This window comes from Mesorhizobium sp. LCM 4577 (assembly GCF_001854795.2).
GTDB lineage: Bacteria > Pseudomonadota > Alphaproteobacteria > Rhizobiales > Rhizobiaceae > Mesorhizobium > Mesorhizobium plurifarium.
Genome location: NZ_MDDU01000010.1, coordinates 1 through 11,004, shown reverse-complemented (window position 1 = coordinate 11,004; position 11,004 = coordinate 1). Strand labels below are relative to the sequence as shown.

Below are 11,004 nucleotides of genomic sequence, written 5' to 3'. Positions count from 1 at the left end.
GAGAGCGTCACCTACAGCTGGAATGCCGCCAACGACACGCTGACGGCAACCGGCCCGCGCGGCGCCCTGTTCACCGTCCATGTGACGGACCCGGCGACCGGCGCCTACACCGTCACGCTGCTCGACAACGTGCTGCAGGCRCAGGGSCCGAACGACGAGAACAACGCCACCGTCAATCTCGGCTACACCATCACCGACGCCGACAACTCGTCCACGACCGGCACGCTCACCATCACCTTCAACGACGATGCGCCGACGGCKCTGTCTCCCGAGACGGCAGTTCTCATCAACGCGGCCAACAGCATCGCGACATTCGATCTGGATTGGGATGCCAACATCGACAACAATGTCGGCGCTGACCAGCTTGGGTCCATCAGCTTTGCTAACATCGTGAACGGCCAGCAGGCCACCGGCGTAATAAACGGAAGCACGGTCAATCTGACATCAGGAGGTCAGCCTATCCTGTTGTACCTCGTTGACCATGATTCCAATCCTGACACCCCGATGCAGTTGCAGGGATGGACCGGCGGTTTGAACACCGGCACCGAGATATTCCAGATAACGCTGCTGCCGGACGGAAGCCTGGCATCCAGTTCCGACCACTACCAGATTGAAGTGTTCGCCGCGATTGGCGCCACGCAGCAGACGCACATTGACAATTTTTCGGCACTTGGCTCAAATACGCAGCAATTCAAGGCGCTAGATGTGGCTGGGACCACCCAGGATGTGCTGTTCTCCGGCTACGAGCGCGCGGCGAACGGCACAAGCAATGCCGCGTCGGGATCGTCGGTCTCGGCAAGTACGATCGGCATCGGCGTCGCCAACAACTCCATGAATGACGGAGACAACCTGCGGATCGATTTCGTCAACGATGCGACCGTCTCCAACGGCAACAACAATTCATATAATTACTCGACGCACTACGACGTCAATAACTTCCAGTTTTCCATCGTACAGGTGAACGGCAGCCCACCAGCGGACTCCATCGAAACATGGGTGCGCATCTACAACGCGGGTGATGACCCCAACACAGCGAATGACTCCGCCGCGCTGGCGAACGACCCGCAGCTCAACACGATCACCGACATCAAAGTTAACGGCGTGAGTCTGAACCTCGCATCGTTGACGACGGATGGACATGGCGGATACTTGATCACTGGTCTCGACCTTCACGACACCGTTCTCGTCACCGCGTCCGGGACTGGATATGATAGGATTGAAATCGAGAACGCGCGTTCCATCAATGGGACTACTCCCAGCCTGGATGGTGAGTCGTTCGACATTGGTGCATTTGCATTTGTCACTACCTCCACAAGTGTCCCTTCGGTCGAACTGAACTTCGACCTTCTATTGAAGGATGCGGACGGGGACACTTCCACAAGTTCGCTGGCAGTCGATTTGCTCTCCTCAGGCAGTGTAACGAGCGACCATTCGAGTTCCGGGTCGGGCGTGACCGAGACTGCTGCAGCAGGAGTAATAAATATCATCGGCTCGGATTTTGCAGATTCCTTGACCGGCAATGGCTCGGACAATGTCCTAGCTGGGATGAATGGAAATGACACCCTGCATGGCGCCGGTGGAAATGATTTGCTCATTGGCGGTCTCGGCAACGACACCCTCTACGGCGACGACGGAAACGACATCCTTTACGGCGGTTCCGGTCTCAACCACATAACTGGCGGTGCCGGCAACGACACGTTTGTGATCGATGCATCCAAGCTCACGCTCCACGTGGCCGATGTCATTGCAGACTATACACCCGGCCAGGACGTTATCGACCTGTCAGAGCTGCTTAAATCCCTCGGAGGCGACGCGCCGACTAGTGATCCGCAGGTAGGCGACTCGGTCAACGTCACCTTCTCAAACGGCGACGCTCACGTGATGGTCGACGACAACGGTACCGCTGCCGGGGGCAACATGGTCGAAGTGGCAACGCTGACGGGAGTTGGTGTCGGATCTACGATTAGTATCCTTTACGATCACAGCCAGCCAGCGCATACGGAAACTGTGACTGTTTGATCAACGTACCGATAGAACAAACGTGATTGGCTCAGTTGACGTAGCGCTTGGCCACGCTTCCATGCTAAGCATTAGAGAACCGTGAATTCGCAATTCGAAGAGGGGCTTACATGAAACATTCCGCGAGACTTCTGGCTTCGGCCGCGGCGCTGCTCTTGGCCGGGTCGACGGGCTTCGCCGCCGATATCATCGGCGAGCCGGCGGTGAATTATTGCCGCACCGTCGGCACCTCGGACCTGGTGCTGACCGACAACATGGTCGAGCTCAAGGACCATGTGGTGAAGCTGATGGACGAATCGGTCGCCGTCGCCAACAGCCCGGAATGGATCAACTCGTCGCGTCCCGCCTTCGTCTGGGCCTCGGAAGCCAAGGTCGCCTGCGGCATGGCCTATGGCTACCTCAAGACGAACTACAAGGACGAAGACACGCTCAACAAATGCGAATGCTTCCACGACCGCATGGTCGAATACATGCACTGAGCTGACGGGCAAGCGAGCACCGGCTGGCTGCGATGGTGGCCGACGGAAAACCGGCGATCGCGCTGGACCGTTTCACCGTTGCATGGAAACGGCGAAACGATCCAGTTCCTTGTTTTGACGCAATTCCGAACGGAAAACCGCTACGCACTTTTCCTGGAATTGCTTTAGCGGTCGCCTTGCTCTGTGTGTGTCAAACATCCGTCCACGCCAACTGGCTGGAACGGCCGCAGCGGCCGGGGGCGCGGCCCGTGCACTGCGCCGCCGCGCCGGAACGGACCGCCGAGACCTTCAAGGCGTTCGCCACCTGCCAGGCGTCGCTCTACGGCCTCGAACCGGTGCTGGCGCATGCGGTGATGGAGATCGAAAGCGGGTTCGATCCCGGCGTGCGCGGCGCCGACGGCGAGGTCGGGCTGATGCAGGTCATGCCGGCGACGGCGCGGATGCTCGGCTTTCGCGGTTCGCTCGACGAGCTCGGCGAGCCGGCCACCAACATAGCGCTTGGTGTCCGATATCTGGCGCAGGCAAACAGGCTCGCCGCGGGCGATCTTTGCACCACCGTGATGAAATACCGGGCCGGGCACGGGGAAACCCGCTTCTCGGTCCGCTCGGTCAACTACTGCCAGCGCGCACGCGCGATCCTGGCGCGGGAAGGCCTCGACATAGCCGGGCCGTTGCCGGTGGCGACGATCGGCTTGTCCGACGCTTCCGTGGACGGCGCTGTGACCGGCCAGGAGAAGCGCGTCTGCGTGCGCCGCGTGTTCGTGCCCGGGCCGCGCTACATGAAATGCGCCGAGTATCGCAGCCCGGCGCAAGCAAGGACGATACGGGCGCTGAGAGCGCGGCTGTTCGACGGCTAGCTATTGGGGGTGGAAGCATCATGAAACGTGAGCGGCACGATCCGGACCTGAAGCGCGCCGCGCCGAAACGGATCGTTGCGGCGCGCCTCAGGTCTTTGTCGGATGCATGTCGTCTCCCCAAAACCGGAACCACTTTTGGGCGACATGCATTGGGGGCGATCGCTCTCGGGCTCGTCGCGACGCTGTCCGGATGCCAATCCAAGAGCGGCGCGTCGGACGTGCTCGATCCATCGGCGATCGCGGCACCCGCCGGCCAGGCGAGTGCGGCCGCGGCGCCCGCCCAGCAGGCGAATATCGAGACCCCAGGCAGTCCGGCATCGGGCAGCCCGACCTCGGCCGCCGCCGCCAAGGCCCAGCTGACGCTCGGCACGGGGCCGACCAAGGTGGCCATGCTTTTGCCGCTTTCGGCGCCCGGCAGCACGGGCGAGAACGGCCGGAAGATGTATGACGGCGCGCGGCTCGCAATGGCCGATCTCGGCGACAAGCTTCTGACACTGACGATCGAGGACACGCGCGGCGACAGCGGCTACGCGAAAGACCTCGCGGTGAAGGCGATCACCTCGGGCACGGCGAAGGCGGTCATCGGGCCGTCCGAGCTTGCGGCCGCGCAGCACCTTGCCAAGCTCTCGGGCTCCAAGCGGCCGCCGGTGCTGGCGCTGGCCGACAATTTCGCCGGCGGCCCCGGCGTCTATTCGGTGCGGCTCAGCGAAGCCGATAGTGCCGCGGCCGGCGCGGCGGCGATCGCCGGCAAGGGCGCCAGGAAATTCGTGCTGCTGGTGCCGGCGGGCGCCGACTCGAGCGCCATCGAATCCCGGGTGGCCAACGCGCTCAGCATCTATGGCGCCACGCTTGCGGTGACGCTGCCCTATTCGCCGACGGACGGCGGCGCCAAGGTGGTGTCGGATATGAGCTCGCTGGTCGAGGCGCCCGACGCGGTGGTCGTCGCCTGCGGCGGCGGCAGCCCGACAGCGGTGCTTGCCGCGCTGAAGGCGAAAGGCATTCCCGGCAAGACGGTGACGCTGATCGGCACCGACCGCTGGCTCGAGCGGCCAGTGGATCCGCTCTACGAGGGCGCCTATATCGCGACGCTCGACGAGAGCGAGACCGGGCCGATCGCCGACCGGTTCAAGGCGGCCTACAAGTACCAGCCCGACGTCAACGTCGCCTATGCCTACGACATGGTGGCGCTGAGCGCGGGCATAGCGAGCGCGGCCGGCCCCGCCGGCTTCAACAAGCAGGTGCTGGAGAACACGACCGGCTTCCGCGGCTCGACCGGCCTGTTCCGCTTCCGCAGCGACGGCTCGAGCCAAAGATCGATGCCGTTCTTCAAGGTGGAGAAGGGGCGGTTGAAGCTGGTGGAGAAACAGACGGCGGGGTTTTGAGGGGGCAGCTATCAAATCACGCTGACTTGAGCTCTCTCGGTGTTGGCTTCTTTGCCGACCCAACGGATTAAGCCGATCGAGATGACGGCTACAACAGCCCCGCCAATGACGTCCATGAAATGATGGCCGCCTTCTGGAATGGTGGCAGCGATCATTGCAGCATTGACCATCACGGCCGGCCAGAAAAGTAATGTGCGTCGAAGGGCAAAGACGATCAGAATGCCGAGAGATGTGTGAAATGACGGAAAGGAAATCAGTCCGACCAGCTTGCTCACGGTGAATTCGTACGGGGCTAGCGAGCGAAGCTGATGAAGGGTTTCCAAGTGCGCCAACCCGCCAAACGCCGTGAAATGGCTATAGGACGACGCCTGCGGCTGGTAATAGGAATAGGCTCCGGCGGTCGGGATCAGCATTGACATCGTGGTGGTGATAAATAGGGCCACGACCCACGTGGCCGCAAATTCGAAGAACCGAGCCTGGCTTTCCATCGAGGCGTGGAAGATCAGCACCAGCGGCACCTGATAGAGGACAGAGGCATAGCTGGCCACAAGAATTGAGGCCAACAACGGGGACGAATTTGCTGCCTCGACCACGGCCGGCCAGTTGAAGCCAATTGACCGATCCATTGCTGCCATAGCTCCGTCCATCAACGGATGTTGATTAGCGGCCGCGAGAAACATGTACAGGCCGCTGGCGGGCTGAAGGATGAACAACAGCATCAGGAAGATACCGACGCTCTGAAGCCCTTCTGATACCCTCATCAGCGTATCTCCAAGTGCACCAGTCGCACGGCGCATGGCCAGATAGAGCAGTTTGGATAAGCCCAAGAACATCGCGCCTAAGGCAACGCCCTGCGCCGCGACCGCCGCAGTTCCAGATGCGAGATAAATAGCCGATCGTTGCAATAGGATGGCGTCGGAAAGCACGGCTAGCCCGATGGTGACGAGTATAACCACTAAGTATCGGCTATATGCGCTCATCAAAATCAGTCCCCGGCGAACAGCCAGGTGCAAGGTGGATCATCCGCATATGATTGGTGGATGGGATGTGGAACTTTCCCGAGAAGAGTCGGAAAGCGCTGGAAAATCGACCTTTTCATTCCCCTCCATCGATTCCTCCAGCCGAGTCACTCCGAAGCACATTCTTTCAGTTCACGCTGCCTCTACCTCGAAACAAAGCCTAATTAAGCTGCTCCAAGATTCCAGAACTCGTTGCCACGAGAATCGCGTGATATATTTCCAAAGCGATAGTGCAGATGGCGGCCGCCGAGATCGGCACGCCGAATGGCACGACTCCCTTGCGATCCATATGCTGGACATAGAGGCGGAACGCGCCTGCCGGCAGCACGAATGGGTTCTTCACGAGCACGACTATGGCGACCGCGAAAACCAGCAGAAACACGGTGAAAACCACGAGACCGTCGCCGCCGATTAGAAAGGGCATGGCGGCCATCAATTTCACGTCGCCGGCGCCCACCTTGCGCAGGATCCAGAACGGGAAGAGCACAACGAGCAGCAAGAGCCCACCGAGCGCGCTGAGGCCCATGTCCCACCACGACCCGGTCAGCACCGAAACAAGCTGCAATGCTCCCAGTCCTAGGCATAGCAACAGCAGCACATCACGGTTCGATATTTTCTGCGTGGTGAAGTCAAGCCAAGCCACTCTCGCGAGTAGCGGGATGGCAACCGCCCTCAGCAGAAGCGAGGCAGCAAGCAAAAGGCTCATGACCGCTCGATGTTCCGCACACTGGACGATAGCAGCTTCAGATTGTTGGCCACCGTCGGATCGTTGGGCGCCAGTTCATAGGCCTTGAGGAAGTTGCTGCGCGCCTCCTGCAGCTTGCCCCGCAGAAGATAGGAATAGCCGAGATTGTTGTAGTATTCCGGCGTCGCGCCGAGTAGCCGGTAGGCGCGACTATAGGCGAGGTCGGCCAGATCGAAGCGCCTGATGCGGTCGCAGGAGGCGGCAAGGCCCAGCCAGGCGACGCCATCATTGGGAGCCAACCGCGTAGCCTTATAGAACAACGCGCCGGCATTGCCGTAATTTTCGGAACGGAATTGGGTCTTGGCCTCGGTGACCGCCTGATCGGAGGCGTAGTAGTCGACGTCGCTTACCGTCTTCAGACCGTCGAAGGCATCGCCAAAGGCAGTAAAGTCGCCTTTGGCAGGCTCGTTTGTTCGCACCACACCGGTGCTGTTGGCGTCGGTCGATTGGCAACCGGCAAGCAGGACCAGCAGCACGCTGACTGCGGCGGCGATGCGCATCGGCCTTGTTATTTTGTGCTCCAAGGAGCCCTCCGACTCAATTTTAGAACTTAATCATATGACAGATCAGAAGAAAATGCCCCGCATGCGAATGACCACCGGCAAAAGGACGATCATCAGGACCACGGGGAAGATGCAAATGCCCAGCGGGATCATCATCTTGACCGGTAGCACGTTGGCACGTTCCTCCGCATGAAGGATTCTCTGTGTCCGCATTTCATCGCTGTAGACGCGCAGCGCTTCGGTCAGGCTGGTGCCAAGTTCCTCCGATTGCCGGAACAGCACCGCCAAAGCCCTGGCTTCTTCCAAGCCGATACGATCGGCGAGTTCTCGCAAAGAATCGCGAAGAGATTTGCCGGCGCGCAGTTGCAGATTCATGATCGRAAGTTGGATGCCCAACCATTTGTGCGTGCCGGCCATTTCTTGGCTCACTCGCTCGACCGCGGCCTCCAGGCTCATGCCGGCATCCGCACAGGTGATCATCATATCCATGAAATCGGGAAAGCCGCGACGGTACGTCCGCTTTTGGGCGTTCTCGAAGCGGTCGAGCGCAATACTTGGAATAACAACGCAAGCCAATCCGAACAGCGATGCACCGGCCAACGAAACGAAGGCTGGTACTTTCGGCGGCAATACCATTGCCAGCGCGATGTAGCAGACGAGAAAACCAAAGGCGACGGCGCCAATTCGCGACAATGTGTAAAGAGCCGGCGCGCTCACGTGATAGAAGCCGGCCCGAAACAATTTGGCTTCCAAGGCATCTGGCGCACCGCGCTCCTTCTCCAGCGCGCGGAAATAGGCATCCACAGGTCTCCGCGCCGAAATCTTGACCAGCTGCTCCTGTGCGCCCAAGGAGCGCCGATTGATGATCCCTTCCGATATCAAGTTTTCGGTGACTAGCCTTCGCGTCTGAAAAGCGGGCAAAAAAACGAATGCGGCAAACAGAAAGAGCGCCACGGCAGCCGCAAATACTGAAAGGGAAACGAGAAACTCGGAACCCAATATGTTCGACAAGATGTCTATGTTCCGCTCCAATCAAAAATCGAAGTTAACCATACGGTACATGATCAAGTCGCCGAGGAGTGCCCACACGCCAAAGATCGTAAACACCGGAAAGATGAGGGGGTTGCCCCAAACCTTCCCGTAGTAGCTCGGGGCAACCAACGCGAGAATGGCGAACATGACTATTGGAAACAGCGAGATTACCCACGCCGAAAAGCGCCCTTCTGCCGATAGCGCCCTGATCTTCATCCGAAGCTTTTGCCGCTCACGCAGAACCTTGGACAGGTTGGCAAGGATATCCGTGAGATTGCCGCCTGTCTTGGACTGAATGGACAGAGACACCGATAGAAGATGAAGCCCCTCGAAGCCGACACGCTCCGATAGCTTTCGTGCCGCCTGCTCTATGCTCAGTCCGAAAGTGACCTCGTCAGCGACAATGCCGAATTCGGTGCCGAGCGGATCAGGCATTTCGCGGCCAACCAACCCAATCGCCACCGAGGCCGGATGGCCGGCGCGCAGAGAGCGTACGATCATATCCAGGGCATCTGGCAATTGGCGGGCAAACTTCAAGATTCGCTTGTTGCGAGCCCGACGAAGAAATAGAAGAGGCAAGATAAATCCTACAAATGCAAAGCAGATTAGAGCTGGAAGCGCGGAGAAACCTGCCAGCAGTTTCAAAATCAGCGCTACGATAAGTCCAGCCAGTATGAAGATCGCGACAAATGTTAGCGGATTTCCGGTTATACCTGATTGGGTGTAGAGCCGGTTGAGCGCAATCGCCCCGAATACATAGTCGCCAGACTCGGTCAGTCCACGTTCACGCAGCAGGCTCTGCAGGGTCTGCTCCGCCGGGGCCTCATCCGCCAATCGCTTGAGTCGCCGGTTTATCGTGCCGGTGCGATCGCGACCCCTTACATAAGTGACATACAGCGCCTCGGCTGCCAGGATGACTGACGCTGCCGCCAGCACGTACACGAAGTAGATAAGCGTCTCGCTGCTTATCATCAGAGCGGGACCTGCGGGTTGAAAGCGTCCTTGGCGAAGTGCAGACCGAGCGTTGCCGCCTCCTGGGCAAAGCGCGGGCGGATTCCGGTGGCGCGAAATTCGCCGATGATTTGCCCGTCTGCCGCCACCTCGCGCCGAACAAAATGATAGAGTTCCTGGAGTTGGACGACGTTCCCTTCCATGCCGGTCAATTCCGAAATGGAAATAACTCGCCTGCCACCATCGGCCAGACGCTGCGTCTGCACGATGATGTCGATGGCGGATGCAATCTGGGAGCGGATCGACTCCTGGGTCATCGGCAGACCAGCCATGCCGACCATCTGTTCTAGACGCGACAGCGCATCGCGCGGCGTGTTGGCGTGGATGGTGGTCATTGAGCCTTCGTGACCGGTGTTCATGGCCTGCAACATGTCGAAGGCTTCCTCACCGCGCACCTCACCGACGATGATGCGGTCGGGGCGCATACGCAGCGCGTTCTTGACCAGCTCGCGTTGGCGGACTTCGCCCTTGCCCTCGACATTGGGCGGGCGCGTTTCGAGGCGACCGACATGCGGCTGCTGCAATTGCAATTCCGCCGCGTCCTCGATGGTAATCAGTCGTTCCTTGGCCGGGATATAACTCGATAGCGCATTGAGCAGCGTAGTTTTGCCGCTGCCGGTGCCACCTGAAACCAGGATCGACTTACGCGCCTGGACGGCAATCCGCAACAGATCAATCATGGGCTGGCGGATCGAATTGAAGGCCATCAAGCGTTCAAGCGAATAGGGATTTCTGGAGAATTTGCGGATCGAGACGAGTGGACCGTCAACCGAGACCGGTCGCACGGCGACATTGACGCGCGACCCGTCTTCGAGGCGCGCGTCGACCATCGGCGCGGATTCATCGACCCGTCGGCCGATGGCTGAGACGATCTTATTGACGATGCGTAGCAGATGCGCCTCGTCCCGAAAGCGGATCGAGGTCTCCTCAAGCACGCCGCGACGCTCGATAAAAACGTGGTTGTGAGTATTGATTAGAATGTCGGCGATTGAATCGTCCTTGAGCAGCGGTTCAATCGGGCCGAGACCTAGCATCTCGTCGGCCGTGTCGCTTGTCAGTTGATCCAGCTCGCGCGCGTTTAGCGGAACATTTCTGCCGCGCACAAATTCGCGCACGATCGGCCGGATCTCATTCAGGATCTCGTCCTTGGAGGCGTTTTCAAGGGCGGTCAGATTGAATCTATCTATGAGATGCCGATGCAGATCGACCTTGAGCGACAGAAAATCGTCGGACGCTGGTTCGGCCTGCGCCGGCTGCACGACTATCGCGCCATTGGCGATTGTGGGCGTGGATGTCGATTGCGACGCGCTCTGCTCCCCCGGCCCTTTAATGAAGCGACCCAACATGCCGCCCGATCCCCCTGCTAAATCCCCGATCGAAACTAAGCGTTAACCACGAGGGGCACAAGCAGCGAGCCGGCCGCAATCGTGTATTACTTGCAACATAGTTAAAAAATCGATCCATCGGGAAATCGATTTACTTCAATCCGAAGCGAGCCCCCCCGACCAAAGTCCTAAGACTTTTGTCACATCACGCGCTAATATGTTTTCTAAGCCACTAGATATAAACGTATATGTTAACTGCCTAATGTAATTGAGATCAAGCCAGCACGGTGGCCAAATTGTGAATGAATGGTTAAGGCGGCTTGAAAAACAAGGCGAATCAAGCGCTTGCTCAAATTGAAAATGCCTGAGGCAGAGTATTGAAGGGTTAAGCTTCGGTTAATCCGTTTGACACTGCTTTTTCGCGCGACCTAGGATTGAACTCGACGGGGGATGCTTGGGTATGGGGTTCATCCTTAGGCTCGTCTCGTCGGGTTCAAACCTCCAAAGGGAGAAATTGGCATGAAGAAGCTCATGACGATGACCCGGCAGTTCCGCGACGATGAAAACGGCGCTGCTATGGTCGAATATTCCATTCTGATCGGGATCATCGCCGGCGCGGCGATCCTGGCGAT

General features: G+C 59.0%; 10 protein-coding genes. 4 read left to right on the top strand and 6 right to left on the bottom strand.

Annotation, left to right across the window (positions count from 1 at the left end; all coding sequences use genetic code 11):
* From LCM4577_RS13815 to LCM4577_RS13800, 4 genes are all read left to right on the top strand, one after another.
* Window positions 1-2,019, top strand: a 2,019-nt coding sequence (locus LCM4577_RS13815) for a type I secretion C-terminal target domain-containing protein (RefSeq protein WP_116390054.1), incomplete at its 5' end; no start/stop codon positions are given.
* 110 nt (window positions 2,020-2,129) lie between these two features.
* Entirely contained in the window at window positions 2,130-2,498 is a 369-nt protein-coding gene (locus LCM4577_RS13810; RefSeq protein ID WP_041010296.1) for a hypothetical protein, read from the top strand.
* A 248-nt stretch (window positions 2,499-2,746) separates the two neighbouring features.
* Window positions 2,747-3,355, top strand: coding sequence for a transglycosylase SLT domain-containing protein (locus LCM4577_RS13805; RefSeq protein ID WP_338012032.1), 609 nt, complete (start codon window positions 2,747-2,749; stop codon window positions 3,353-3,355).
* A gap of 149 nt (window positions 3,356-3,504) precedes the next feature.
* Window positions 3,505-4,737 carry an ABC transporter substrate-binding protein gene (locus tag LCM4577_RS13800; RefSeq protein WP_071071762.1) on the top strand — a complete coding sequence of 411 codons (1,233 nt, stop codon included), beginning with the start codon at window positions 3,505-3,507 and terminating at the stop codon, window positions 4,735-4,737.
* Between the two features lie 11 nt (window positions 4,738-4,748).
* Here LCM4577_RS13800 and LCM4577_RS13795 read toward each other — a convergent pair whose 3' ends face one another.
* From LCM4577_RS13795 to LCM4577_RS13770, 6 genes are all read right to left on the bottom strand, one after another.
* Window positions 4,749-5,717 (bottom strand): phosphatase PAP2 family protein, encoded by a 969-nt coding sequence (locus tag LCM4577_RS13795; RefSeq protein ID WP_131803461.1) that lies wholly within the window; start codon window positions 5,715-5,717, stop codon window positions 4,749-4,751.
* Window positions 5,718-5,916: 199 nt separating this feature from the next.
* Window positions 5,917-6,462 (bottom strand): prepilin peptidase, encoded by a 546-nt coding sequence (locus LCM4577_RS13790; protein WP_071071758.1) that lies wholly within the window; start codon window positions 6,460-6,462, stop codon window positions 5,917-5,919.
* On the bottom strand, window positions 6,459-7,001 hold the full coding sequence (locus tag LCM4577_RS13785; protein WP_071071757.1) for a tetratricopeptide repeat protein: 543 nt from the start codon (window positions 6,999-7,001) through the stop codon (window positions 6,459-6,461). The genes LCM4577_RS13790 and LCM4577_RS13785 overlap by 4 nt, the downstream gene beginning before the upstream one ends.
* A gap of 66 nt (window positions 7,002-7,067) precedes the next feature.
* Window positions 7,068-8,018, bottom strand: coding sequence for a type II secretion system F family protein (locus LCM4577_RS13780; RefSeq protein ID WP_071071764.1), 951 nt, complete (start codon window positions 8,016-8,018; stop codon window positions 7,068-7,070).
* An 18-nt stretch (window positions 8,019-8,036) separates the two neighbouring features.
* Window positions 8,037-9,008, bottom strand: a complete 972-nt coding sequence (locus tag LCM4577_RS13775) for a type II secretion system F family protein (protein WP_071071754.1) — start codon at window positions 9,006-9,008, stop codon at window positions 8,037-8,039.
* Window positions 9,008-10,393, bottom strand: a complete 1,386-nt coding sequence (locus tag LCM4577_RS13770; RefSeq protein ID WP_071071752.1) for a CpaF family protein — start codon at window positions 10,391-10,393, stop codon at window positions 9,008-9,010. The genes LCM4577_RS13775 and LCM4577_RS13770 overlap by 1 nt, the downstream gene beginning before the upstream one ends.
* Between the last annotated feature and the right edge of the window lie 611 nt (window positions 10,394-11,004).

What these genes read in the sequence shown, in the direction of transcription:
- LCM4577_RS13795 (WP_131803461.1), bottom strand. Translation starts at nt 5,717, where the DNA reads ATGAGCGCATATAGCCGATACTTAGTGGTTATACTCGTCACCATCGGG.
- LCM4577_RS13785 (WP_071071757.1), bottom strand. Translation starts at nt 7,001, where the DNA reads ATGCGCATCGCCGCCGCAGTCAGCGTGCTGCTGGTCCTGCTTGCCGGT.
- LCM4577_RS13775 (WP_071071754.1), bottom strand. Translation starts at nt 9,008, where the DNA reads ATGATAAGCAGCGAGACGCTTATCTACTTCGTGTACGTGCTGGCGGCA.
- LCM4577_RS13790 (WP_071071758.1), bottom strand. Translation starts at nt 6,462, where the DNA reads ATGAGCCTTTTGCTTGCTGCCTCGCTTCTGCTGAGGGCGGTTGCCATC.
- LCM4577_RS13810 (WP_041010296.1), top strand. Translation starts at nt 2,130, where the DNA reads ATGAAACATTCCGCGAGACTTCTGGCTTCGGCCGCGGCGCTGCTCTTG.
- LCM4577_RS13770 (WP_071071752.1), bottom strand. Translation starts at nt 10,393, where the DNA reads ATGTTGGGTCGCTTCATTAAAGGGCCGGGGGAGCAGAGCGCGTCGCAA.